Below are 23,727 nucleotides of genomic sequence, written 5' to 3'. Positions count from 1 at the left end.
TCTAGTCGTCGCGTGGCTATGGTTTATGGCTTTCGGTTGCTGGTTGGAGTCTTTCGTTATTGCATGGGCGGTGGTGCGCGATGGTTTTGTCGAGCCCGGGGGCTCGCGTGGGGTGGCGCACAGCGGGCGCGGAGGGTGATTCAGGGTTGGGTCAAGCTGAGTGCCAACGTGGCGCTACGAAGTGCACCATCAAGAAACGAAGTGCGGGCGAAAAGCTGCTTTCTTTGGTTACTTTCTTTGCAGCAGCAAAGAAAGTGACCCCCGCCCCGGGGAGGGGCGAGCCAATAGACCGACGCGAAAACAAGTTCAACGACCAACAAAGCGCACGCAAAAATCAAAAATCAGTTGCCCAAGTATTGAAACAACGACATTTTCTGAATCTGAGAAAAAGCCATCTGTGCGGCCTGCAGCGAAGACTGCGTCAACTCATAAGAGCTAATGGACGAAACGAGATCGATACTCGTCAAATTGGCAAGATCAGAAGCCGTCTGCGTCTGCGTCGTCTGCATCGCAGTCTGCGTCGCCTGCACTTCCTGCTCGCGTCCGCCCACCACCGTCTGCGCCGACAACACGTTGTTGAACGTATTGCCGATCTTCGTACCCGCCGTCGTCAGCGCATTCTGCAACGCCGCCTGCGCGCCCGGCGTAGTCGTCGGCTGCTTCAGCGCATTCACGAGATTGTCCAGCGTCGCGAAAATGTCGTTGTCGTCCTTCGTCGCCGGCTGCACCGTGAACGTGTCGTTGTTCGCGGGCGCGCCGTCGATCGTCACCTTCTGGCCGCCCAGCGTGATGTCCGTCTTGCCCGTGTACGCGGTCGGCGTCGTCGGCAACGATGAATCCGCTGGCGTCGCCGTCACCGTGTAAGTCGTCGCGCCGGAAGTGGCATCGACGGCGAACTTGATCGAGTAGGTGCTCGCGTTGTTCGGATTGCTCGTGTCCTGCATGCTCACGGCGCTGATCGTCCCCGAGCCCGTGTTGTTCTTGTCCGCGCTCGATACCGGATCGCTCTCCGTCGGCGATACGCTCCTGAAGATCGATGCGCCCGAGTCGCCCACGGCAATCGATCGCCCTTCGCTGATCTGCACCGTGCGCTGACCGAAATCGCCCGAATACGTCGTGCCCACGCCCGACGGATCATCGGCGAACGGCTGCGTGCCGCCCTTCAGTCCCGAGAAGATGTAGTTGCCGTTGCTGTCGGTGGTATTGGCCAGGCCCATCAGCTGATCGCGATAACCCTTGATGGCATCGGCCACCGAGGAACGGTCCGCATCCGTGAGCGATCCGTCGCCCGCCTGCACGAGCTTCGACTGAATGCTCTGCATCACGTTGCTCACGTCGCTGAGCGTCGAGTCTTCCTGCTGCAGCGACGAAAGCGCCGTCGTCTGGTTCGTGCCGTATTGCGAAAGCGCGCCGCTCTTCAAGGTGAGCTGCACGGCCTGCGCGGCGCCGAGCGGATCGTCGGATGCGGTGAGAATCCGCTTGCCCGACGAGATCTGCTGATACATCGACGCGAGCGTGCTCTGCTGGTCGCTCATCGAAGCGACGTTCAGGTTGAAGTACTGGGAACTGGAAATACGCATCGCGGTTCGCCTTAATTGAAGATGCCAAGCAGCGTCTGGAACAGGGTCGACGCCGTCTGGATGACCTTGCTGTTCGCCTGATAAAGCTGCTGATACTGGATGAGATTCGCCGCTTCCTCGTTCAGGTTCACGCCCTGCACGGATTGCTGCGCCGTCGTCGCCTGATTGAGCAGCGCGGTCTGCGACGAACTCGTCGCCTTGAGCTGGTTCGTCTGATTGCCGATGGTGTTCACGTAAGCCGCATACGAGCTCGTGAGCGTCTCGCTGCCGCCGTCGAGCGACTTCGTCGAGACGAGATTCGCCATCTTGAGCGCGTTGCTGCCGTCGCTCGTGCCGCCCTTGTTCGGCGCGATGTTGAACGTGTCGGTATCGGCGGGCGTGCCGCTGATCGTCGCGCTCACGCCGTTCGACGTGACCGTCATGCCCTTAGATGCATCGTAGGGAATCGTCGAGTTCGCGGGATACGTGGTGCCGCCCACGGTGACATCGACATTCGACGTGAAGCCGGACGCCGCCTTGTTGTACGCGAGCGTGATGCCCGATCCCGACGGCATGGTGTAGCCCGCCGTGACCGTCGCCGACGAGATCGACGCCGTGCCGGTATTGGCCGTCGATGCCGACGACACCGCCGGCGACGCCGCCGCGATCGCGCTGGCGCTCGTCGTCGTGAGCGCGAAGTTGTCGAGCGCGCCGCGCGTCGGCTGGATGGTGAACGAATCGCCCGGTTGCATCGCGCCCGACGGGGTGATGTTCAGGCCCGCGACCGTGCCGTTGCCGGCGGCCGCCGAAAAGCTGCCGACCGATTTGCCCGATGCGCGGTCCGTCACCTGATAGTCGGTGCCGTCGTAGGTGACGGTGTAGTCGCCCGTGCTCGGCTGCGTCGGATCGGCGAACGAGACGGACAGGCTGCCGCCGCCCTTGTTGCGCGCGTCGGCGTAGACGATGGGCTCGCCCGTCGAGAAGAGTGCGCCGCCCGCGTTGCCGTTGAGATCGAGGCCGAGCGCGTTCTGGCCGTTCAGCTGCGCGGCGAAGCTGGTCGCGATCGCGCCGAGCTGGGCCTGCGCGGGATCGAGCGTCTGGCTGCGGAAGGAGACCAATCCGCCGACGACGCCGCCGGTGAGCGCGGAGTTATCGATGTATTGCGTTTGCGCGGGGGTGGTCGCGGAGCCGTCGCGGCTCTTGAACGCGATGGTCAGCTCGCTCGGGTCCGTCGGCGACGCGACCGTTTGCAGCCCATATTGCGTATTGCCGACGACGAGCGGCTGCCCGTTGCCGATGAACACGTTGTAGTTGCCGTCCTGCTGGACGACTTGCACGCCGATCATCGAACTGAGGCTGGTGACGGCCTGATCGCGCTGATCGAGCAGCTGGTTGGGCTGCTGTCCGGACGCGCTCGCGATGCTGATCTGCTTGTTGAGATCGGAAATCTGCTGCGCGTAGCTGTTGATCGACGATACGGCGCTGGTCAGTTGCGTGTTGACGCTTTGGCGCAGTTGATCGTACGTCTCGCCGGCCGACGTCAGTTGATTGGCAAGCGTCTGCGCGCTGCTGACGAGCGACTGGCGCGACGCCGACGTGTTGGCCGAGTTCGCCACCGATTGCAGGCCAGAGAAATAGCTGGTGATGCCAGCGGCGATGCCCTGGGTCGGATCGCCGACGAGGTTGTTCAGTTGCGAGACCATCGTGTAATACGTGTTGGCTGCGCTGCTGGACGATTGCGTGTTGTTGACTTGTGTCGTGAGGTACTGGCTGTACTGGCGCGAGACGGTGGTGGTTTGCACGCCGGTGCCGAGGTAGCCCGAGCCGGTGAATTGCCCCGACGATTCCTGATACGCGACCTTTTCGAGCGTATAGCCCGGCGTGGCGGCGTTGCTGATGTTCTGGCCGGTCGTCGTCAGGCCCCATTGGGCTGCGTTCAAGCCCGACAGGCCGATGTTGAAAATGTTGTTGGACATTTGGACGGGGTTCCTTTTTCTTTCCGGCTACCGCCGGGCGGGTTTTTTCCGCTCGCGGTTGAGGTTGAACTTGATATCGGCCGGAGCGGACTCGGGCTTTAGTGTTCTTTTCTGTTCTTCGTTTTGGTTCTTTCTTTGTTTCTTCGTTTCTTCGTTTTTTCGCGTCGGTCTATTGGCTCGCCCCTCCCCGGGGCGGGGGTCACTTTCTTTGCTGCTGCAAAGAAAGTAACCAAAGAAAGCAGCTTTCTTGGCCCGATGCATCGAAGGGGTGACCACTCCGTAGAACAAGATTGGCACTCAGCTTGAATCAACCTTGAATCACCTTCCACGCCCGCTGGGCGCCACCCCATGCGAGCCCCCGGGCTCGACAACACCATCGCGCACCACCGCCCACGCACTAACAAAAAACCCGCGCCGCAACCGAAAGTCACCAACCATAGTCACCCGAAGAATAAATCTCGAGACTCGTGGCATTGCATGATGCGTTGCGCACCGATGGTTTTGTCGAGCCAGGGGGCTCGCATGGGGTGGCGCTCAGCGGGCGCGGAGGGTGATTCAAGGCTGTGTCAAGCTGAGTGCCAATCTCGTTCTACGGAGTGACCAGAGATATAGTGCTTCGGGCCAGAAAAGCTGCTTTCTTTGGTTACTTTCTTTGCAGCAGCAAAGAAAGTGACCCCCGCCCCGGGGAGGGGCGTGCTAATAGACCGACACGAAAAAACGAAGAAAAAAAAGAAACGAAGAAAACTGCCTTAGGCAAAAGTATCGACAAGCCCGACCGTGCGCCGCGTCGGCAAAGAAGAACCGCCACCAGCAACACGCCCAACTGAAGCGCCAGCAAAACCGCCCCTCGAGGAATGCCCGTCGCCATTCCGCTCCTCGTGCGACTGCCGGCCAAACGCCGATCCATCGGAAACAGAAGCACTCCCGAGGCTGATGCCATTCGCCTCCATCGCCTCACGCAGCCTGGGCATCGCCGCCTCAACAGCCTCGCGCACCTGCACATGCTGCGACACGAACAGCGCATGCGCATGGTTGTCCGCCACCTGCAACGTCACCTGCAACGGCCCAAGATCCTTCGGATTGAGCGTCAGCTCCGCACTCTGCTGATTCGCATTCGACAAGAAAACGACTTTCTGGCTGAACGCATCGTCCCAGCCCGATGCGCCCACGTGCGGCGCAATCGCCGCGCTCGTCGCCGCTGTCATCGCGCCCTGCGGACTCGATACGCCCGAATTCGCCGATGCCGCCTGCAACGCCACCGCGTGCGCCGCCGCATCCGCAGCCTGCTCGTACGCGGCGCTCGCGCCGTCCGCCGCCACCGGCGTCAACGCGGCCTGCGCGTTCGTCATCGCGGTCGCTTCCGCCTGCGCCGTCGTCGCAGCGCCCTTCGCATCGCCCGCCGATACGTTCGCCAGCACCACGCCCGCGCGCGCGCCCTTGGCGCCCCGCGTCTGCGCATCGCCCGCATTATTCGCGTTACCCGCTTCGCCCGTACTGGCGTTCGAATGAACCACCGGTGCAGCCGCCGCCGGCGCGTTGTTCATCGCCGCGAGCGCGGCTTGCAGCGCGTCCTGCGCGGATTTCGCGTCGTCGGTTTTCTTCGTGTCGCCGGTCGCGGACGTCTCGCCATCCGTCGATGCCGTCGTCACGCCGCTCGCCGTCGCCGCATCGGCGAGATCGGCAAGCGTCGCGTCGTCGGAAGCGGCGTCGGCATGGTTGGCGTTCGCCGCGTTCGCGGCATCCGCGCGTGCCTTCGCGTCGGCTGCGGCTTTCGCGGCGGCATCGGCGGACGTGGACGGCTTCGCAGCGTCGGACGCCTTCGATTCATCCGCGCCCGCGCTCTTGTCCGCACGCGCCGATGCGTCCGCCTTCGTGCTCGCATCGGCCGATGACGACTTGGCGTGCGCGTCGTCGTCCTTGCCCGATGCGCTGTCGTCGGGCTTCGGCGCGTCATGCACGCTCGACGTATCGCCGGAAGCGAGCGCCTGCGCCGCTTGAGCCTCGGCATGCGCGCGATCGGTGATGCCCTGCAGCGTCTGCCCGAACGACACGCCCGCGCTCGCCGCGCGCTTGGCCGCCGATGCGCCCGAAGCCTGAGAAGACGACGCACCCGAAAGCGCGCCCGTGAATGAAACGGAGGACATATTCAGCCTCTGAAATCCGATAAATGAATTACACGCGGACCAACGCCGCTAAAAATCTCATGCTCTCGCGGACCGCATGCGCAGAATCTTCGCCGCATGCTCATCCGCTTCGCGCTGCTCCACACGCGCCGCCTGCTTCGCGAGCACCGCTTCGCCGCGCGCTGCGAGCACTTCGTAACTGCCGACCTTCTGTTTCTTCAGGCGCCATTCGGGCTTCATCGCCTCGATGCGGTGATCCGCCATCACGAGCGCCGCGCGCTGCTGCGCGATCGCGGCATCGAGCGTATCGACGAACGCCTGGAAATTGCGCAGGGTCTGCGCTGTCGTGCCGACCTGCGCCGACGCCGTGAACTTCGCGTGATACTCGTCGCGGTAAGTCACGAGCGAAGCGAGTTGCGCCTCGATCTCGGTCTTTTCCTGCTGCAGCTTCCCCAGCTTCTTGGTGACGGATTCGAGCTCTTCCTGCGCCAGCTCGATGAGCGTGTTGATCGGCAGATTCTTGGACATGGACGTGCGGTCTCTGTGGTCGTGGAACTACGCGTTCTTCTGATGAATGGCTCGAATACTAGTCGAAAAGCTGGTGCAACAAATCAAGGCTCGGTTCAAAATTTGCCTGCTCGCGAAAGCCTTGCTGTAAAAACTGCTCCATGCGCGGATACAGCGCGATCGCCCGGTCCAGCAACTGGTCGCGGCCGCTCGAATACGCGCCCACGTTGATCAAATCCTTGTTCCGCTGATAGCGCGACAACATCTGTTTGAACAGACGCACGCGCTCCAGATGCTTGTCGTCGATGATCGACGTCATCACGCGGCTGATCGACTGCTCGATATCGATCGCCGGATAGTGCCCCGCCTCCGCCAGCGACCGGTTCAGCACGATGTGGCCGTCCAGAATCGCGCGCGCGGAATCGGCGATCGGGTCCTGCTGATCGTCGCCTTCGGTCAGCACCGTATAGAACGCGGTGATCGAACCGCCGCCTTCCGGCCCGTTCCCCGTCCGTTCGACGAGCGCCGGCAGCTTCGCGAACACCGAAGGCGGATAGCCCTTCGTCGCCGGCGGCTCGCCGATCGCGAGCGCAATCTCGCGCTGCGCCATCGCGTAGCGGGTGAGCGAATCCATCAGCATCAGCACGTGCTTGCCCTGATCGCGGAAATATTCGGCGAGCGAGGTCGTGTACGCGGCGGCCTGCATCCGCAGCACGGGCGACACATCCGCCGGCGCGGCCACCACGACCGAGCGCGCGAGACCGTCTTCGCCCAGAATCTGCTCGATGAATTCCTTCACTTCGCGGCCGCGTTCGCCGATCAGCCCGATCACGATCACTTCCGCGCTCGTGTAGCGCGCCATCGTGCCGAGCAGCACCGATTTACCGACGCCCGAGCCCGCGAACAGGCCCATGCGCTGGCCGCGCCCGACCGTGAGCAGCGAGTTGATCGCGCGCACGCCGACGTCAAGCACCTTGTGAATCGGCTCGCGGTTCAGCGGATTGATGACCGGCGCGGACAGCGGCGCATCGACTTTCGCGCCGAGCGGGCCGAGCCCGTCGAGCGGACGGCCGGACGCATCGACCACGCGGCCGAGCATTTCCCAGCCGACGGGCAAGCGCTTCGCGCCCGCCATCGGATCGTTGATCGGCGCGCTTTCGAGCGGATACACGCGCGCGCCGGGCAAGAGACCCGCGACTTCCGTCGTCGGCATCAGAAAGAGCTTGTCGCCCGCGAAGCCGACGACTTCGGCTTCGGCGGTCGGAATCGCGCTGCCGGGCGGCAACTCGATCATGCATTCGGAGCCGACGCCCATCTTCAGGCCGACCGCTTCCAGCACGAGACCGGCCGCGCGCGTCAGACGCCCGCACGGACGCAGCGGCTTCGCGATGGCGTTGCGCGACTTCAGCGCGTCGAGCTTCTCGCGCCACGTGTCGATGTGCGGATTGCCCGCGAGCGTCGCCAGTTCGGCGATCGTGCGCGCGGCGATCGTGTCCGCGTCGGCGTCGTCGAGGGCGCCGAGGCTTTCATCGCCCGCGAGCGGCCCGAACGACGCGCGCGCGATTTCCTGTTCCAGCGCGCTCAGTCCGTCCTGTGTGATGCGGTTGTTCACCACGGCTTGTTGCTCCCGAGCGCGGCGGCCACGCGTTCCCAGCGCGACGCGTTGGTCGCGTCGATTTCGCCGGTCGCGGCGTGCGCCTTGCAGCCGCCGCGTTCGATGGTCGGATCGGGCCGCACGGTCCAGCCGGCGGCTTCCAGTTCTTCCTTCAGATACGAATCGACGACCGGCAGATCCGTCGGGCTGACGATCAACGTCGGCGTGCCCGAAAGCTCCGGCTCGGCGGCGATCACTTCCCGCGCCACGGCGACGAGCGCGGTCGGATCGAGCGTCAAATGCTGACGCACGACCTGCTGCGCAATGTCGATGGCGAGCGCGGCGAGCGTCTCCGCGATGGCCGCATCGGCGGCTTGCAGCGCGGTCCTGAACGTATCGGCGATCTGCGCGAGTTGCTCGGCTTGCGCGAGCGCTTCCTTGCGGCCTTCCTCGAAACCCTTCGCCTGACCCTGCTCGAAGCCCGTCTTGAAGCCGAGCGCCTGACCGGCGACGTGTCCCTTCGCAAGCCCCTGGGCGTGCGCGTCTTCCTCGACGCGGCGCAGATGCGCTTCGAGCGCGGCCTGATCCGCCGCACTGTTGTCGACGGTGACGGGATCGAACGACGCCATCTCCCAGCGTTGATACGCGGACATGTTCGCCTTCGCGGCCGCGGCGTTAGACATATGCGTCCTCCGCCTTGCCGCCTAGCTGGATCTGGCCGTTTTCGGCGAGATTGCGCACGATCTGCAGGATCTTGCGCTGCTGCTGTTCCACTTCCGACACGCGCACCGGACCGCGCGAATCGAGGTCTTCGGCGAGCAGTTCGGCCGCGCGCTGCGACATGTTCGACAGGAACTTCTGGCGCAATCCCGGCTGCGCGCCCTTGAGCGACACGATCAGCGTTTCGGATTCCACTTCCTTCAAGAGCAACTGGATCGCGCGGTCTTCGAGGTCCATCAGGTTCTCGAACACGAACATCTGGTCGATGATCTTCTGCGCCAGTTCGGCGTCGTATTCGCGCACGTTCGACAGCACGCCTTCCTCGTGATTGCTCGACATGAAGTTGAGAATCTCGGCTGCCGTGCGGATGCCGCCCATCGGCGCGCGCTTCAGGTTGTCGCTGCCGGAGAGGAGCGTGGTCAGCACGTCGTCGAGTTCGCGCAGCGCGGCGGGCTGAATGCCGTCGAGCGTCGCAATGCGCAGGAGCACGTCGTTGCGCAGGCGGTCGTTCAGCAGCGACACGATTTCCGACGCCTGATCGCGGTCCAGGTGCACGAGAATCGTCGCGATGATCTGCGGATGCTCGTTCTTGATGAGTTCCGCGACCGCGCCCGAGTCCATCCACTTCAGGCCTTCGATGCCGCTCGTGTCGCTGCCTTGCAGAATGCGGTCGATCAGCGCGCCGGCCTTGTTTTCGCCGAGCGCCTTCGTCAGCACCGAGCGGATGTACTCGCTCGAATCGAGCGACAGCGCCGTGTGCTTTTCCGCTTCCGAGACGAACTCGGTCAGCACGTTGTCGAGCTGCTCGCGCGTCACGTTCTTCAGCGCCGCCATCGTCGCGCCGATCTTCTGCACCTCGCGCGGCGCGAGATACTTGAAAACGTCGGCGGCTTCTTCCTCACCGATCGACATCAGGAGGAGCGCGGCTTTATTCAGGCCTTCAGCGTTCATCGGACACCCAGTTCTTTACGACCGTCGCAACGATTCTCGGGTCCTGACGCGCGACCATGCGCGCGTACTCGAGATTGCGATCGAATTTCGCCTTGTTGCTTTCATGACCGAGGAGACTCACCTCGGCATCCTTTTCTTCGTCTTCCTTCTTCTCGCCGTCCAAGGTCGGGCCGTCGAGCAGCGAGAGATCGTCCGGGCCGCCCGCCAGCGTAGGCGCGAGTTCCGGCGGCGGCGGGAAGGCGCGGCGCATTGCCGGCTTCACCATGCTGAAGTACAGGAACAGCGCGACGATGCCGATGCCCACGTACTTCGCCAGCGCGATGCCCCGCGCGATCATGTCGGGCGTGCGCCACCACGGCACGTCGGGCGTCATGTCCAGGTTCGACGAGAACGAGCTGTTCACCACGTTCACCGAATCGCCGCGCTTCTCGTCGTAGCCCATCGCGTCCTTCACGAGCTGCTGGACTTGCGCGAGCTTGTCGGCGGCGAGCGGCGTCATCGTGACCTTGCCCTTCGCATCGACCTGCTTTTCGTAATTGACGACCACCGCCACGGAAAGACGCTTGATGCCGCCCGTCGCCTGCTCGAAGTGGCGCACGGTGCGATCCACTTCGTAGTTCGTCGTCGTGTCCTTGCGCAGGTTTTGCGGCGTGGACTTCGCAGCGGCCGAGCCCGATGCGGCGGCGTCGACCGGCGCGGATGCCGGCTGCGGCGGCTGGTTCGAGAGCGCGCCCGGCACGCCCGTCGCGCCGCTGCCCGACGTTTCGCTCGATTCGCTCGATTGCTGGCTGCGGATCGCCGTGCTCTGCGGATTCGCGTTCGGGCCGTAGCTTTCGGCGGTCTGCTCGAGCTTCGAGAAGTCGATGTCCGCGCTGACCTGCGAGCGCGCATTGCCGGCGCCGAAGAGCGGCGCGAGGATCGCGTCGATGCGCTTTTGCGTGTTGTGCTCGATCTGCTGCACATATTTCAGTTGCGATGCGTCGAGACCGCTCGCCGCGCTCTGGCTCGTGAGCAGGTTGCCGTCCTGATCGACGATGTTCACGTTCTTCACCGGCATGTCCGCCACGCCCGACGCGACCATGTGCGCGATCGCGAGCACCTGGCCTTCGTCGAGCACGCGGCCGGGGTAGAGGTTGATCATCACGGAAGCGGTCGGCAGTTCCTTGTCGCGCACGAAGACGCTCGGCTTCGGAATGGCGAGATGCACGCGCGCCGACTTCATCGACGAAATCGAGCCGATGGTGCGTTCCAGCTCGCCTTCGAGCGCGCGCTGATAGTTGATCTGTTCCGCGAACTGGCTGATGCCGAACTTCTGGTTGTCCATCAGTTCGAAGCCGACCGAGCCGTTCTTCGGCAAACCCTGGCTCGCGAGACGCAGGCGCGTTTCGTGAACCTGTTCGGCCGGCACGAGAATGGCGCCGCCGCCGTCCGAGAGCTTGTACGGAATATTGCCCTGCTGGAGCGCGGCAACGATTGCGCCGCCGTCGCGATCCGACAGATTGCTGAACAGCACGCGATAGTCCGGCTGGCGCGACCACAGCAAGAGGCCCGCGACGACCATCGCGAGGACGGCGACCGCGATGATCAGCGGCACGCGCGGGTTCGAGCGGAACTGCGACAGCATCGGCACGCGCTGCGCAAAGCCGCCGAAATCCGCGCCGGAAAGGCCCGCGCCCGCGGCGGGGCTGCCGGCCGCGCCTGGCTGCGCGCCCGCCAGACCCATTCTGGCGTCGGGCGTGATCAAAGAATTGTTGGGCGTTTCCATTTGGCGTCGATACTCCGAATCTGTTGCGTCTTCCTGCCGCGACTGTGCGTCAGCGGTTGAGGAAGTCTTTTCACGATGGGGATTATCCGCACAACATTGCAAGTCGATTCGACGAATAGAGCCGGGTTTCCCCCGTTCTTCGGGCGGTTTGGAAACGCACCCGCTGCTAATCTTTTTCATGTCCCGACGAGGCTTTCGAGCGCCGTCCGGACCCTTTTCCGGCCTTTGCAACAGCGTTTCAGTCACACGGAGTCAACATGAACTTTCCGATCAATCCGCTTTCCGCCGCACTGAGCGCGATCCAGTCGATGTCCGCGCAGGCGGCCGGCGGCGCGACGGCGTCCGGCGCGGTCACCGGACAAAGCGGCGGCTCGGGCGCGGTGAGCGCGGGCAGTTTCGCGGACGCGCTGAAATCGTCGATCGACAAGATCAGCGACAACCAGACGAGCGCGCTCAAGGAAGCGCACGCATTCGAGATCGGCGCGCCGAACGTCTCGCTCAACGACGTGATGGTGGACATGCAGAAGGCGAACGTCGGGCTGCAATTCGGCCTGCAGGTGCGCAACAAGCTGGTCTCGGCCTACAACGACATCATGCAGATCTCGGTCTGACGCGCTGAAACGCCGTCCCGCGCGTCCAGCCGGTATGGCCCCGAGCCTTGCGCCCTAAAGCTTTGCCGCGTTTCTCCGATAACCCCGATAACAGCACGGCGAACGATGGTTCGCTCGCGACAGCGGGCGGCGCCAGCGTGTTTTCGCCAGCACCGACTTTTACCGGGCAGACGCCGCAGGCGTCCGGACGGGCGGCCCGAAGCGCCGCGCCGGCATCGCAATTTGGGAGAGCCATCGATGTATTCGCAGGGACAGGCGGGAGCCAACGCATATGCGCGCGTCGGCGTTCAGACGGGCGTGATGGGAGCCAGCCCGCACCGGCTCATCGTGATGCTCTATCAGGGCGCGCGGCAGGCCATCGCGCAGGCGCGGATGCATCAGCAGCAGAACAACGTCGGCGCACGCGGAGCGGCGATCAGCAAGGCGATCAGCATCGTCGAGAGCGGTCTGCAACAGGCGCTGAACAAGGAAGCGGGCGGCGAAATCGCGCAGCGGCTGGACGCGCTGTACGAGTACATGACGCGCCGGCTTCTGGAAGCGAACCTGAAGCAGGACGAGACGATGCTCGTGGAAGTGGACGACTTGCTGGCGACGCTCGAGGAAGCGTGGGTTGGAATCGGACCGGAAGTGGCGAAGATGACCGCGGCCGCCGTCTGAACGGAAAGCGGCGGGCGACTGCCGGAGAAGAATGAAAACCACACAAGAATACTTCGCTCACTACGAAGCCATCGCCGCACTTTCCGCCCAGATGCTGGTCGCGGCGCGCGAGGGCGAATGGAGCGAACTGAAGGCGATGCAGAGCGCGTATCGCGAGTTGGTCGATCAGTTGAAGGAAACGAACGCCGGATCGGACCTCGACGAAAGCGCCCGGGCGCGCAAGCTGGACCTGGTGAAGAAGATTCTCGCCGACGACGCCGCCATTCGCGATCTGAGCTCGCCGAGTCTCGCGCGCCTGTCGGCGCTCTTCACCGTCAACAGCACGGCGCGTGTTCTGAAAAAGATGGTCGGACTGCGTTAGCAGCCGCCTTGCGCCCGCCGCTTCGCACGGCGGACGCCCATGAGGATTTCGGCATGACAGGACTCGATTCCACGCTCGCGGCCTTGCTCGCGAGCCGCACCGACCTCGTTCTGTCCGCGATCCGCGCAGCCGATGGCGTCAACGGCGCGACCGGCGCCGCCGCCAGCCGGACGACGACGCAAGCGGGCGCGTTCCATTCCGTCGATACGCCCGTCACGGCGGCGCCGGGTGCGTCGGCGGCATCGGCGCAAACCGAGCTTTCCAGCGTCGCGCGCACGCTCGACGTGATCTCCCGCTTGGGCGGCGCGGCGCCCGCCGTCATCGGCGACACGCCTTTATGGCCCACGCCGCCGCGTCCCGCGAGCGCCTTCGCCGCGCTCACCACCGGTCTCTTCGATACCGCTTTCTCCTCCAACGCCGCCGCCGTCGCGGCTGCGCGCGCCGCGAGCCTGAACCTGCCGCCGCTGCCGGCGAGCGCGCTGGCCGAAGGGCTGGCGAAGACCGTCGGCGAAAGCGGGCTGTTCTACGAATCGCATCTCGCGCAATGGCTCGCGGGGCAGCGCAGCGCGGCGTCGCTCTCGAACGAGCCGCAGGCGCGCGTCGATCCCCGCGCGATGCCGCTCGATTTCGCCGGCGATGCGTGGTCCGCGCATCCCGCTACGACCCCCGACTTCACCGATGCCCCGCTGCCCGCGCGCCCCGTCGCGATGCCGCAGACGCCGCAGCAGGCGGCCGCGCTCGCCGCTTCGGTGCGCGATGCGCCGGCTTCGGTGCTGTCCAATTCCCAGACGGCGAGCGCCGCGCCCACGGCGGCCGCGCAGCCGGGAACGCATGAATCGGCGGTGCAGGCGTCCGTTGCGGCGGGCATTCATCCGGCGACGCTCGATGTCGTCCGTCAGCAACTCGACGTGCTCGCCAACGGCCAGTTCCGCTGGCAAGGCGAGGCGTGGCCGGGCACGCGCTTCGAATGGGAAATCGCCCGCGAGCCGCGCGATGCCCGCCCGTCCGAGGCTCCCGCCGACGACCGCGCCTGGCGCACGCGCGTGACGCTTTCGCTGCCGGCGCTCGGCACCGTGGACGCGGAACTCGTGCTGACGGGCGAAAAGCTCGCGGTGCGCATCAAGGCGAGCGACAAGGGCGCGGGCCGTCTCGCGTCGGAAGGCGCGGCGTTCGCGCGTCAACTGGATGCGGCGGGCATTGCGCTCGCGTCGATGTCGGTGCGTTCGATCGACGGCGCGGATATCGAACTCAACGGCGGCGGCAACGCGAGCGACGCGGGCGCGAAGCCGGTGCGCTCGCCGCTCGCGCATTTGTTCCGCGCATCGCCGGCTGGCGACGGAGGCTCGGCATGAGCACGCCCTACGGCCGCAAGCAGGCGACGGCACTCACCTACGACGCGGGCAACCGCGAGGCGACGCCGCGCGTCGTCGCGAAGGGTTACGGGCTGATCGCGGAAATGATCGTGCAGCGCGCGAAGGAAGCGGGCGTGTACGTCCACGACTCGCCCGACATGGTGTCGCTGCTGATGCAGGTGGATCTCGATTCGCATATCCCGCCGGCGCTTTATCACGCGGTGGCGGAATTGCTGTCGTGGGTTTATCGGCTGGAGAACGAAGAGCCGATCCGCGAGGCGGGAAGGGCGGGGCGGTAAGGCGCGCAGGCTCGCGCGCCGCTTCTACACCCCGAACGCCCGCTCCACGATCGCCCGATGATCGAACCGCGCCGGCAGCGTCCCAAACACGCGCCCCGTTTCGCCGCGCGCGTCGCCCAACCGCGTTTCGATGAACGCCTGCGCCACGTCCGCCGGAGCATGCCGCGCCATCAACACGCCTTGCGCGCATAACGCCAGCCGCTGAGCAATGCCCCGCGCCGACGCCTCGCGCGACGCGGCATCGCCCGTCAGCATCGCGACGAGCCCTTGCAATGCCGCCGAAAGCGCCGGATATTGCGCCGCCGCATTCCGCCAGTCGTCGAACAGCGCGTGCGCCGCGTCCTGCTCGCGCTCGAACGCGCGCAGCACGTCGAGGCACATCACGTTGCCCGAGCCTTCCCAGATCGAATTGACCGGCGCTTCGCGATAAAAACGCGCCATCGGCCCCGTTTCGACATAGCCGTTGCCGCCCCAGACTTCCATCGCCTCGCCGGTGAACTCGACCGCGCGCTTGCACACCCAGAACTTCGCGGCCGGCGTCACGATGCGCCGCCACGCGCGCATCAGCGGCGCGCTGCCGGTTGCCGCGCTCTGCTCGAACGCGCCCGCGAGCCGCATGAACAGCAGCGTCGCCGCCTCCGATTCCAGCGCGAGGTCCGCGAGCACGTTGCGCATCAACGGCTGATCGGCGAGCCGCGCGCCGAACGCGCTCCGATGCCGCGCGTGGTGAATCGCCTGCACGAGCGCCGCGCGCATCAGCGCCGCGCTGCCGATGACGCAATCGAGCCGCGTGAAGTTCGCCATTTCGATGATCGTCGGCACGCCGCGTCCTTCATCGCCGATCATTACGCCGTAGGCATCGAAAAATTCGACTTCGCTGCTCGCGTTCGAACGATTGCCGACCTTGTCCTTCAGCCGCTGCACGCGCACCGCGTTCTTGCGGCCGTCCGGCGCGAAACGCGGCACGTAGAAGCACGACAGGCCGCCATCGTCGGCGGTGCGCGCGAGCACGAAATGCGCGTCGCATTGCGGCGCCGAAAAGAACCACTTGTGGCCGACGAGCCGGTATTCGCCTCCGCGCCCGCCCGTTCCGCTGGCACCGGCCGCATACGCCCGCGTGCGATTGCTGCGCACATCGGAGCCGCCCTGCTTTTCGGTCATGCCCATGCCGATCATCATCGAGCGCTTGCCGGCTTCGAGCGGAATGTCGCGCGGATCGTGCTCGCGCGAAAGCAGCGGCCCGGCGAGCCGCGCATACAGCGCCGGTTCGTTGCGCAAGACGGGAATGCTCGCGAAGGTCATCGTGATCGGACACAGCGAACCGGATTCGAGCTGGCCGTGCAGGAAGTAGCTCGCGCAGCGCGCGGCCATGGAACCTGCGCGCGCGCCGGGTTCGAACGGAAGCGCCTGCAATCCTTCGTGACGCAGCCGCCGCAGCAGTTCGTGCCACGCCGGATGAAACTCGATTGCGTCGATGCGCTCGCCGCGCGCATCGTGCGTCGCCAGTTCCGGCGTGTGGCGATTGGCGAGCTCCGCGAGCGCGAGGACGTCGGGCTGCGTGAGCGCGCGGGCGTCGCGGGTCAGCGCATTCGCGTGCCAGCTCGCGCCTTCGCGATCGACGGCGGCAGCGAGCGCGCGATCGGCGGCGAAGGCGTCGTAATCGCACAGCGGCGGCGGCTGATTCGTGACTTCGTGTGTCACGCCGAAAGGATGATCGTGTGCATCGGCCGAAGGCGAGTTCATGCGTCGGTCTCCCTGAAAGCGTTCGGCGCGGTGAGCCGCCGTTGTCAGTCACGCGTGACACCGGCCACGCGGCCGCTATCCCGGATGAAACCATGATAGGCCGCGCTTTCGGCTGAGGTGTAGAGGCATTGCTCTCTTCAGTCCGGCCGGGCGTCGCGGCGCGGTTGTCACAAAGCTGCCAACTTTTCTGAGGCGCAGTCTGAAAGCGCCGATCGCTGAGAGAAATCCGATTGTTTAGTCGGCCGCGCTGATGTGCAGGAACCCGAACCTATAATCGGCTCGACTTTATTGGGCCGACAGCCCGTGCCACTACGGCTTTTCAGGAAGCATTCGCAATGAGCATGAACCTCAACCAGTTGGTGCAGGGCGCCTTGAACGAAAGCGTGCTGCAGCATCTCGCCACGCGCATCGGCTGCACGCCGGAATCCGCGAAGCGCGTCGTTTCGTTGTGCGGCCCGGCGCTCATCGGCTCGATGATGAACAAGGCGTCGTCGCTCGACGGCGCGCGCAGTCTTTTTGCGTCGATCATGGCGCCAACCGTGAACACGCATATCGCCGACGAACTGCCGCATTTCGTCGTCCGCGACGAAGGCATGCAGACGTTGCTGGCCACGGGCGCATCGGTGGACGGCGCGGTCGCGTCGCACGACAGCCTCAACCTGCTGAGCGAACGCATCGCCGAATACACGGGCGTGGCGGCGAGCGCCACGCGCACGCTGACGGGCGTGGTCGGCGCGACCATCCTCGGGCTGCTGAAGCGCTACTTCACGCAGCACAATGCGCAGGTCGGCCAGTTGCCGACGCTGCTCGGCCATCAACTGCCTGTCGTGCGCGCCAACATGACGGACGCGTTCGCGCAGGCGCTCGGGCTCGGCTCGGTCGGCGCGTTCCTCGCGGGCGTCGCGACGCGGCTGAAGGCGGTGTCGTCGCATCTGGAGCATCCGGCCACGCAGGAAGCGGCGGCGTTCCCCATTCATAGCGATCCCGCCGCACCCGAACCGGACGGCGAAGAGAAGGACAAGTCGGGCAAGCGCAAGTGGCTGTGGGTCGCCAACGCTGCGGCGCTCGCGCTGTTCGCCGCGCTGGTCGCGCGCGGCTGCTCGACCGAAGAGAAGCCGAAAGAGCACGCATCGGATGCGCAAGCGGACGCTGGTGCTTCGGCATCGGCGGCTGCGACGGCTTCGGATTCTTCGGCGGCTTCTGATTCTTCGGCGGCTTCCGCTGGCGCCGTGACCGCCGACAAGTCGGCATCCGCGCCGGATCAGGCATCGGCCCCGGCGATTCAGCCGACGAAGGACGCAAGCGCATCGTTCGCCGTCGACGCTTCCGGCGTGCCGACGCTCAACGCGACGGTCGGCAGCGAAGAAGAGCGGCAGCGCCTGATCGACGCGTTGTCCGCCAAGCTCGGCGGCGCGGGCAAATTTCACGCGAACGTGACGGTCGATCCTGACGTGAAGCCGTCGGCATGGATCGGCAAGATCGACAAGCTGCTGCCTGTCGTGACGCTGCCGGGCGCACGCGTGCAGATTACGGGCGACAAGATCGAACTGGACGGCAAGGCCGCCGACGCGAAGCTCGGCTGGCTGGACAAGCTGAAGCCGTTGCTCGGCGCGGGCTGGAATATCGGCGCGGCTTCGGCTGCTTCCGCTGCATCGTCTGCTTCCTCCGCTTCGGCTCCAGCAACGGGCGACGCGTGCTCCGCGTTGGTCGTCGCGCGAATGTTGAACCTGAAGCCGGTCAATTTCCGCATCGGCTCGAACACGCCGCCCGCTGCCGCCATGGCGTCGCTCGCCAAATCGGTCAAGGCGCTGAAGGCGTGCAACGGGCACGCCACGCCGATCAAGCTGCACATCGCCGGCTACTCGGACAACACCGGCAGCGCGGCGCTGAACAAGGAACTGTCGAAGAAGCGGGCGGAAGCCGTGCGCGCGTATCTCGTCAAGCACGGCATCCCGGCGGACTCGCTCACGGTGGAAGGCTTCGGCTCGGCGAATCCCATCGCGGACAACTCGACGGCGGCCGGACGCCTGGCGAATCGCCGCATCGAGTTCAGGGAAGCGAGCTAATTCGCTCTCTCAATGAATCACGCGCCGGACCGCGATCTGCGGCTCCGGCGCGTTTTCATTGGCGGAACGCGTTTTTAGCGTCGCGCGCGGGCGAAGCCGTCGGCCATGAAATCCTGATCCAGATTCGCGGGCAGCGTTTCGCGCGCGACCTCGATCCACGCGCGCGCCGCATGCGACAGATAACCGTTGCGCCGCCAGCCGAGCGCCATGTCCCAGTGAATTTCCGGCGCGACGACCGGGCGGCACGTGAACGCGTCGGCGTCGAGGCGCCGGCAATACGGCGCGGGCAACAGCGCGATGCCGATGCCCGCCTGCACCAGTGCCGCCATGAAATCCCAATGCCCGCTGCGCCCGACGATCGTCGGCGAAAAGCCCGCCTCGCGGCATGCCTGAAGCACGATGTCGTTGAGCGCGAGACTTTCGCCGTAGAACACGAACGGCTCGGCCGCGAGATCGGCGAGCGGCACTTCGCGAATGTCCTCCCAGCGCGATCCCTTCGCCGCGACGAGCCATAGAAGCTGGCGGCTGACGGGCAGCACGTCGAACATGTCGGTATCGACGGGCTGCAGGACGCCGCCGAGTTCCAGTTCGCCATCGACGAGCGCCGCTTCGATCGCCTTCGATCCGCGCTCGAACAGCTTCAGCTCGACCTTCGGATACCGCCGCCGGAACGCCGCGATGGCGGGCGTGAAAAGCGAGCCGCCCATCGGCGGAATGCCGATGGTGAGCGTCCCGCGCCCGAACGTGCCGAGATCGTTCAGTTCGGTTTCGAGCCGCGCGTGCGCCGCGAGCACGTCGATGCCGCGCTGATACACGATCTGCCCGGCATCCGTCAGCACCATCTGGCGGCCCTCGCGCAGCAACAGCGGCGAGCCGACTTCGTCTTCCAGCGCTTTCACCATTTTGCTGATCGTCGGCTGGGTGACGAACATGTGCTCGGCCGCCGTGGTGAAACTCTTCTGCTTCACCACTTCGACGAAATATCGCAACGCGCGCAGTTCCATGTCGGGCTCCGGATTCCAGATCGGAATGATATGGATGAGCTTAAGTCATTTTTTTTATGAGAGCACCGCCCATATACTCGACATACAGGTTAACCCCTAGTCGAAACAATAACCGGAATCCGCCATGGCCGCCGTTCTCCCCAATCCCACGCCTTCCACCGACGCCCGCGCGACGGCGGCGCGTTTCGTACGCGTCGCGGTGCAGTCGGCGGGCATCGCCGGCATCTGGTTCGCAGCGGATTTCGTTGCGCGCAAGCTGGCGCTGCCGGTGCCGGGCGGCGTCGTCGGGTTGATCGCGCTGCTTCTGCTGCTGATGTGCGGCGGCATCGCGCCGCGCTGGGTCAAGGCCGGCGCGGACTGGCTGCTCGCCGACATGCTGCTGTTTTTCATTCCCGCAGCGGTCGCGGTGGTGCAGTACGGCGGGCTGTTCATGGAAGACGGCTGGCGGCTCGCGCTGGTGGTCGTCGGCGGCACGCTGATGGTGATGATCGCGGTGGCGTTCGCCGTCGATCGCGCCGCGCGCCTCGAACGCCGTCTCGCGCTGCGCCGCGCGCTCGTCGCCCGTCACGCGGCCCGCGCCTGAATACGCCCTGAGCGCACGACCATGAGCCACCTTTACGCATCCCTTTTCGATGACGACGCCGGCCGCCTGATCGCGGCTGGATGCTTCGTGCTGACCGTCGCGCTGTATTTCGCGTCGAAGCGGCTTTACGCGCGCTTCAAGAGCGCGTGGCTCACGCCGCTCGTCGCGGTTCCGGCGGTGCTGGCGCTCGTCGTCGTAACCGCGCGCATCCCGTATTCGGTCTATTTCGCCGATACGCGCTGGCTCATGTGGCTGCTCGGACCCGCGACCGTCGCGTTCGCGGTGCCGATCTACGAATATCGCGCGCTCTTGAAGCGTCACTGGATTTCGCTGGCGGTCGGCGTGACGGTCGGCATTCTCGTGGGCGTCGGCGGATCGCTGGCGCTCGCGAAGCTGCTGCATTTGTCGCCCGAACTGCAGCGCAGTCTCGCGACGCGCTCCGTTTCCACGCCGTTCGCGCTCGCCGTCTCCGACAAGATTCACGCGCCGAAAGACCTCACCGCGCTCTTCGTGATCGCGACGGGCGTCTGCGGCATGCTCTTCGGCGAACTCGTGCTCGCGCTCGTGCCGCTGCGCACGCGGCTCGCGCGCGGCGCGCTGTTCGGCGCGGCGGCGCATGGCGTCGGCACGGCGAAAGCGCGCGAATTGGGGAGCGAAGAAGGCGTGGTTTCCAGCCTCACGATGATGATCGCGGGCGTCGTGATGGTGCTGCTCGCGCCGCTGCTTTCGGCGTTGCCGTTCTGATTCGCACGTCGCCGAAAGATGGAATCGGCGCACGCTGAAAGCCAAACCATTCCATAAGACTTTGCTACAATCGACGCTCGCCCCCGAGGAGCGTTGCGACGGATGATCCGCTGAAAAGCAGCATCCGCCAGGCTCGGAGGCATTCAATCCGGACGGTTCGAAGGCGCTTTACCTTCAAGGTGAAAACGCCCGTCAAGCCACCGCATTCGAACGGCGCTCACGTCAACATTTCTAGTCTTTTTAGAAAAGGAGGGCGTGATGAACGCCGCAGTTCTCGATTCCCAAAACTCCAAGGATTACGTCGTCGCCGACATGTCGCTCGCCGCATGGGGCCGCAAAGAGCTCGATATCGCCGAGACGGAAATGCCGGGTCTCATCCAGACGCGCGAAGAGTACAAGGCGCAGCAGCCGCTGAAGGGCGCGCGCATTGCCGGCTCGCTGCACATGACCATTCAGACCGGCGTGCTGATCGAAACGCTGACGGCGCTGGGCGCGGACGTGCGCTGGGCGTCGTGCAACATCTTCTCCACGCAGGATCACGCAGCCGCCGCGATCGCCGATGGCGGCACGCCCGTGTTCGCGTTCAAGGGCGAATCGCTCGACGAGTACTGGGAATTCTCGCATCGCATTTTCGAATGGCCGAACGGCGAATTCGCCAACATGATTCTCGATGACGGCGGCGACGCCACGCTGCTGCTCATTCTCGGCTCGAAGGCGGAGAAGGATCGCTCGGTCATCGCCAAGCCGACGAACGAGGAAGAAGTCGCGCTGTATGCATCGATCGCGCGCCACCTCGACGCCGATCCGACGTGGTACTCCACGCGCCTCGCGCACATCCAGGGCGTGACGGAAGAAACGACGACGGGCGTGCATCGCCTGTATCAGATGGAAAAGGAAGGCCGCCTGCCGTTCCCGGCCATCAACGTGAACGATTCGGTCACGAAGTCGAAGTTCGACAATCTCTATGGCTGCCGCGAATCGCTCGTGGACGGCATCAAGCGCGCGACCGACGTGATGATCGCGGGCAAGATCGCGGTCGTGGCCGGTTACGGCGACGTGGGCAAGGGCTGCGCGCAATCGCTGCGCGGGCTCGGCGCGACGGTGTGGGTCACGGAAATCGATCCGATCTGCGCGCTGCAAGCCGCGATGGAAGGCTATCGCGTCGTGACGATGGAATACGCCGCCGACAAGGCCGACATCTTCGTGACGGCGACGGGCAACTACCACGTGATCAACCACGACCACATGAAGGCGATGCGCAACAACGCGATCGTCTGCAACATCGGTCACTTCGATTCGGAAATCGACGTTGCGTCCACGCGCCAGTACACGTGGGACAACATCAAGCCGCAAGTCGATCACATCATCTTCCCGGACGGCAAGCGCATCATTCTGCTGGCTGAAGGGCGTCTCGTGAACCTCGGCTGCGCGACCGGCCATCCGTCGTTCGTGATGTCGAACTCGTTCACGAACCAGACGCTCGCTCAGATCGAACTGTTCACGCGCGGCGACCAGTACGAGAACAAGGTGTACGTGCTGCCGAAGCATCTCGACGAGAAGGTCGCGCGCCTGCACCTCGGCCGCATCGGTGCGGAGCTGACCGTGTTGTCGAACGAGCAGGCCGGCTATATCGGCGTCGATAAAAACGGCCCGTTCAAGCCGAACCACTACCGCTATTAATTGCCCGCGACGCACGCGAGCAAGCGGCGGCAATGCCGGCACGGATGCACGCGCATCCGTGCGGCGCGTTGCCCGAACGACGACCAACCGGAGAAACCTCGATGACCGTGCTGCTGACATGGCTGATCAACGCGCTCGCGCTTCTGATCATCACGTATCTGGTGCCGTCCATTCACATACGCAGCTTCGGCACGGCGCTCATCATCGCGATCGTGCTCGGCCTGATCAACGCGATCATCCGGCCCGTGCTCATCGTCCTCACGCTGCCGGTGACCATCCTCACGCTCGGCCTCTTCATCCTCGTGGTGAATGCGCTGTGCTTCTGGCTGTGCTCGTCGCTGCTGAAAGGTTTCGAAGTGTCGGGTTTCTGGTCCGCGTTCTTCGGCTCGATTCTCTACAGCATCGTGTCGTGGCTCCTGTCGGCGCTCATTTTCGGGCAGCGCAACTTCGGCTAGCCGCCGCGCTTCACGCGCACACATCATCATGAAACCCATCGAACTCTCATTCGAGTTTTTCCCGCCGAAAACGCAGGAAGGCGTGGACAAGTTGCGGGCCTCGCGCGCGCAACTGGCGAAGCTCTCGCCGAAGTTCGTCTCCGTGACTTTCGGCGCGGGCGGTTCCACGCAGCAGGGCACGCTCGATACCGTCCTCGAAATGGCGGCGGAAGGCTTCGAGGCGGCGCCGCATCTGTCGTGCATCGGTTCGTCGAAGGAAAGCCTGCGGTCGATTCTCGGCGCGTATCGCGAGCACGGCATTCGCCATATCGTCGCGTTGCGCGGCGACCTGCCTTCGGGCATGGGCGAAGTCGGCGAGTTGCGTTATGCGTCGGAGCTCGTCGCGTTCATCCGCCAGGAGCACGGCGACTGGTTCCACATCGAAGTGGCCGCGTATCCGGAGTTTCATCCGCAAGCGCGTTCGCCGCGCGTCGATATGGAGAACTTCGCGCGCAAGGTGAAGGCGGGCGCGAACGCCGCGATCACGCAGTACTTCTTCAATGCGGACGCGTACTTCGAGTTCGTCGACGAAGCGAGGAAGCTCGGCGTCGATGTGCCGATCACGCCGGGCATCATGCCGATCACCAACTTCTCGCAACTGATGCGCTTCTCCGACATGTGCGGCGCGGAAGTGCCAAAGTGGATCGCGCGCAGGCTCGAAAGCTTCGGCGACGATCGCGAGTCGATCCGCGCGTTCGGCCTCGACGTGGTGACGGGCTTGTGCCGCCGTCTCGTCGACGACGGCGCGCCCGGTCTGCACTTCTACACGCTGAACGGCGCGGCCGCGACGAAGACCATCTGCGAACGGCTCGGCTTCAAGAGCGCATAAAAAGCGTCAACTAGCATCACCTGGCATCACCCGCGCGGCGCTCGCCGCGCGGTTCTTCTTTCTCCTTCCTTTTCAGAAGACTTTCGGTTGCGCGACGACGTTTCGCGGT

General features: G+C 64.9%; 21 protein-coding genes and 1 riboswitch. Of the genes, 11 read left to right on the top strand and 10 right to left on the bottom strand.

Translation table 11 applies throughout. From position 1 onward, the window contains the following. Positions 1 to 341: 341 nt before the first annotated feature. From flgL to fliF, 8 genes are all read right to left on the bottom strand, one after another. Positions 342 to 1,580: a flagellar hook-associated protein FlgL gene (gene flgL / locus AWB72_RS00535; RefSeq protein ID WP_040052875.1), complete on the bottom strand. Its 1,239-nt coding sequence runs from the start codon at positions 1,578 to 1,580 to the stop codon at positions 342 to 344. Between the two features lie 11 nt (positions 1,581 to 1,591). Beyond that, positions 1,592 to 3,535: a flagellar hook-associated protein FlgK gene (gene flgK / locus AWB72_RS00530; RefSeq protein ID WP_040052876.1), complete on the bottom strand. Its 1,944-nt coding sequence runs from the start codon at positions 3,533 to 3,535 to the stop codon at positions 1,592 to 1,594. Positions 3,536 to 4,284: 749 nt separating this feature from the next. Then, complete coding sequence (locus tag AWB72_RS00525; protein ID WP_087127762.1) at positions 4,285 to 5,679, bottom strand: flagellar hook-length control protein FliK; 1,395 nt, start codon at positions 5,677 to 5,679, stop codon at positions 4,285 to 4,287. 57 nt (positions 5,680 to 5,736) lie between these two features. Beyond that, the gene (fliJ, locus tag AWB72_RS00520; RefSeq protein WP_040048566.1) at positions 5,737 to 6,186 is read right to left on the bottom strand and encodes a flagellar export protein FliJ; all 450 of its coding nucleotides are present in this window, start codon (positions 6,184 to 6,186) and stop codon (positions 5,737 to 5,739) included. Between the two features lie 58 nt (positions 6,187 to 6,244). Then, positions 6,245 to 7,780, bottom strand: a complete 1,536-nt coding sequence (fliI, locus tag AWB72_RS00515) for a flagellar protein export ATPase FliI (protein WP_040048565.1) — start codon at positions 7,778 to 7,780, stop codon at positions 6,245 to 6,247. Beyond that, on the bottom strand, positions 7,774 to 8,442 hold the full coding sequence (gene fliH, locus AWB72_RS00510; protein ID WP_040048564.1) for a flagellar assembly protein FliH: 669 nt from the start codon (positions 8,440 to 8,442) through the stop codon (positions 7,774 to 7,776). Before fliH ends, fliI begins: the two co-directional genes overlap by 7 nt. Continuing rightward, positions 8,435 to 9,430, bottom strand: coding sequence for a flagellar motor switch protein FliG (gene fliG, locus AWB72_RS00505; protein WP_040048563.1), 996 nt, complete (start codon positions 9,428 to 9,430; stop codon positions 8,435 to 8,437). The genes fliH and fliG overlap by 8 nt, the downstream gene beginning before the upstream one ends. Next, positions 9,420 to 11,195, bottom strand: coding sequence for a flagellar basal-body MS-ring/collar protein FliF (gene fliF / locus AWB72_RS00500; RefSeq protein ID WP_087127761.1), 1,776 nt, complete (start codon positions 11,193 to 11,195; stop codon positions 9,420 to 9,422). The genes fliG and fliF overlap by 11 nt, the downstream gene beginning before the upstream one ends. A 257-nt stretch (positions 11,196 to 11,452) precedes the next feature. Between fliF and fliE the strand changes: the two genes are divergently transcribed. The 5 genes from fliE to AWB72_RS00475 all read left to right on the top strand — a co-directional run bounded on the left by fliE (position 11,453) and on the right by AWB72_RS00475 (position 14,475). Next, on the top strand, positions 11,453 to 11,806 hold the full coding sequence (gene fliE / locus AWB72_RS00495; protein WP_040048561.1) for a flagellar hook-basal body complex protein FliE: 354 nt from the start codon (positions 11,453 to 11,455) through the stop codon (positions 11,804 to 11,806). 237 nt (positions 11,807 to 12,043) lie between these two features. Next, positions 12,044 to 12,463: a flagellar export chaperone FliS gene (fliS, locus tag AWB72_RS00490; RefSeq protein ID WP_040048560.1), complete on the top strand. Its 420-nt coding sequence runs from the start codon at positions 12,044 to 12,046 to the stop codon at positions 12,461 to 12,463. A gap of 31 nt (positions 12,464 to 12,494) precedes the next feature. Continuing rightward, positions 12,495 to 12,824 carry a flagellar protein FliT gene (locus AWB72_RS00485; RefSeq protein WP_040048559.1) on the top strand — a complete coding sequence of 110 codons (330 nt, stop codon included), beginning with the start codon at positions 12,495 to 12,497 and terminating at the stop codon, positions 12,822 to 12,824. Positions 12,825 to 12,877: 53 nt separating this feature from the next. Next, complete coding sequence (gene fliK / locus AWB72_RS00480; protein WP_040048558.1) at positions 12,878 to 14,176, top strand: flagellar hook-length control protein FliK; 1,299 nt, start codon at positions 12,878 to 12,880, stop codon at positions 14,174 to 14,176. Next, entirely contained in the window at positions 14,173 to 14,475 is a 303-nt protein-coding gene (locus AWB72_RS00475; RefSeq protein WP_040048557.1) for an EscU/YscU/HrcU family type III secretion system export apparatus switch protein, read from the top strand. Before fliK ends, AWB72_RS00475 begins: the two co-directional genes overlap by 4 nt. A gap of 24 nt (positions 14,476 to 14,499) precedes the next feature. On the opposite strand, the gene AWB72_RS00470 is transcribed toward AWB72_RS00475, so the two are convergent. Next, a complete protein-coding gene (locus tag AWB72_RS00470) occupies positions 14,500 to 16,218 on the bottom strand; it encodes an isovaleryl-CoA dehydrogenase (RefSeq protein ID WP_087127759.1) in 1,719 nt (572 codons plus the stop codon). A gap of 335 nt (positions 16,219 to 16,553) precedes the next feature. Here AWB72_RS00470 and AWB72_RS00465 point away from each other — a divergent pair, with 335 nt between their 5' ends. After that, positions 16,554 to 18,284, top strand: coding sequence for an OmpA family protein (locus AWB72_RS00465; RefSeq protein ID WP_040048555.1), 1,731 nt, complete (start codon positions 16,554 to 16,556; stop codon positions 18,282 to 18,284). Between the two features lie 74 nt (positions 18,285 to 18,358). On the opposite strand, the gene AWB72_RS00460 is transcribed toward AWB72_RS00465, so the two are convergent. Further along, complete coding sequence (locus tag AWB72_RS00460; RefSeq protein ID WP_040048554.1) at positions 18,359 to 19,288, bottom strand: LysR family transcriptional regulator; 930 nt, start codon at positions 19,286 to 19,288, stop codon at positions 18,359 to 18,361. 124 nt (positions 19,289 to 19,412) lie between these two features. On the opposite strand from AWB72_RS00460, the gene AWB72_RS00455 reads away from it, so the two are divergent. The 5 genes from AWB72_RS00455 (at position 19,413) to metF (ending at position 23,618) form a co-directional block, all read left to right on the top strand. Then, a complete protein-coding gene (locus AWB72_RS00455) occupies positions 19,413 to 19,871 on the top strand; it encodes a CidA/LrgA family protein (protein WP_040048553.1) in 459 nt (152 codons plus the stop codon). 21 nt (positions 19,872 to 19,892) lie between these two features. Further along, complete coding sequence (locus tag AWB72_RS00450) at positions 19,893 to 20,615, top strand: LrgB family protein (RefSeq protein ID WP_040048552.1); 723 nt, start codon at positions 19,893 to 19,895, stop codon at positions 20,613 to 20,615. A gap of 79 nt (positions 20,616 to 20,694) precedes the next feature. Next, positions 20,695 to 20,841, top strand: a riboswitch (S-adenosyl-L-homocysteine riboswitch). 32 nt (positions 20,842 to 20,873) lie between these two features. Continuing rightward, positions 20,874 to 22,295, top strand: coding sequence for an adenosylhomocysteinase (gene ahcY, locus AWB72_RS00445; protein ID WP_040048551.1), 1,422 nt, complete (start codon positions 20,874 to 20,876; stop codon positions 22,293 to 22,295). Positions 22,296 to 22,396: 101 nt separating this feature from the next. Then, positions 22,397 to 22,750, top strand: a complete 354-nt coding sequence (locus AWB72_RS00440; RefSeq protein ID WP_040048550.1) for a phage holin family protein — start codon at positions 22,397 to 22,399, stop codon at positions 22,748 to 22,750. A gap of 28 nt (positions 22,751 to 22,778) precedes the next feature. Further along, on the top strand, positions 22,779 to 23,618 hold the full coding sequence (gene metF, locus AWB72_RS00435; RefSeq protein WP_040048549.1) for a methylenetetrahydrofolate reductase [NAD(P)H]: 840 nt from the start codon (positions 22,779 to 22,781) through the stop codon (positions 23,616 to 23,618). Positions 23,619 to 23,727: the final 109 nt, after the last annotated feature.

The organism is Caballeronia concitans, from assembly GCF_001544615.1.
Lineage (GTDB): Bacteria > Pseudomonadota > Gammaproteobacteria > Burkholderiales > Burkholderiaceae > Caballeronia > Caballeronia concitans.
Note: the sequence above shows the minus strand (reverse complement) of the source record. Positions and strands in the feature narration are given on the sequence as shown.

Bases quoted from the DNA above. Each gene is read 5' to 3' on its own strand.
- flgL (WP_040052875.1), bottom strand. From the start codon at position 1,580: ATGCGTATTTCCAGTTCCCAGTACTTCAACCTGAACGTCGCTTCGATG.
- flgK (WP_040052876.1), bottom strand. From the start codon at position 3,535: ATGTCCAACAACATTTTCAACATCGGCCTGTCGGGCTTGAACGCAGCC.
- AWB72_RS00525 (WP_087127762.1), bottom strand. From the start codon at position 5,679: ATGTCCTCCGTTTCATTCACGGGCGCGCTTTCGGGTGCGTCGTCTTCT.
- fliJ (WP_040048566.1), bottom strand. From the start codon at position 6,186: ATGTCCAAGAATCTGCCGATCAACACGCTCATCGAGCTGGCGCAGGAA.
- fliH (WP_040048564.1), bottom strand. From the start codon at position 8,442: ATGTCTAACGCCGCGGCCGCGAAGGCGAACATGTCCGCGTATCAACGC.
- fliG (WP_040048563.1), bottom strand. From the start codon at position 9,430: ATGAACGCTGAAGGCCTGAATAAAGCCGCGCTCCTCCTGATGTCGATC.
- fliF (WP_087127761.1), bottom strand. From the start codon at position 11,195: ATGGAAACGCCCAACAATTCTTTGATCACGCCCGACGCCAGAATGGGT.
- fliE (WP_040048561.1), top strand. From the start codon at position 11,453: ATGAACTTTCCGATCAATCCGCTTTCCGCCGCACTGAGCGCGATCCAG.
- fliS (WP_040048560.1), top strand. From the start codon at position 12,044: ATGTATTCGCAGGGACAGGCGGGAGCCAACGCATATGCGCGCGTCGGC.
- AWB72_RS00485 (WP_040048559.1), top strand. From the start codon at position 12,495: ATGAAAACCACACAAGAATACTTCGCTCACTACGAAGCCATCGCCGCA.
- fliK (WP_040048558.1), top strand. From the start codon at position 12,878: ATGACAGGACTCGATTCCACGCTCGCGGCCTTGCTCGCGAGCCGCACC.
- AWB72_RS00475 (WP_040048557.1), top strand. From the start codon at position 14,173: ATGAGCACGCCCTACGGCCGCAAGCAGGCGACGGCACTCACCTACGAC.
- AWB72_RS00470 (WP_087127759.1), bottom strand. From the start codon at position 16,218: ATGAACTCGCCTTCGGCCGATGCACACGATCATCCTTTCGGCGTGACA.
- AWB72_RS00465 (WP_040048555.1), top strand. From the start codon at position 16,554: ATGAGCATGAACCTCAACCAGTTGGTGCAGGGCGCCTTGAACGAAAGC.
- AWB72_RS00460 (WP_040048554.1), bottom strand. From the start codon at position 19,288: ATGGAACTGCGCGCGTTGCGATATTTCGTCGAAGTGGTGAAGCAGAAG.
- AWB72_RS00455 (WP_040048553.1), top strand. From the start codon at position 19,413: ATGGCCGCCGTTCTCCCCAATCCCACGCCTTCCACCGACGCCCGCGCG.
- AWB72_RS00450 (WP_040048552.1), top strand. From the start codon at position 19,893: ATGAGCCACCTTTACGCATCCCTTTTCGATGACGACGCCGGCCGCCTG.
- ahcY (WP_040048551.1), top strand. From the start codon at position 20,874: ATGAACGCCGCAGTTCTCGATTCCCAAAACTCCAAGGATTACGTCGTC.
- AWB72_RS00440 (WP_040048550.1), top strand. From the start codon at position 22,397: ATGACCGTGCTGCTGACATGGCTGATCAACGCGCTCGCGCTTCTGATC.
- metF (WP_040048549.1), top strand. From the start codon at position 22,779: ATGAAACCCATCGAACTCTCATTCGAGTTTTTCCCGCCGAAAACGCAG.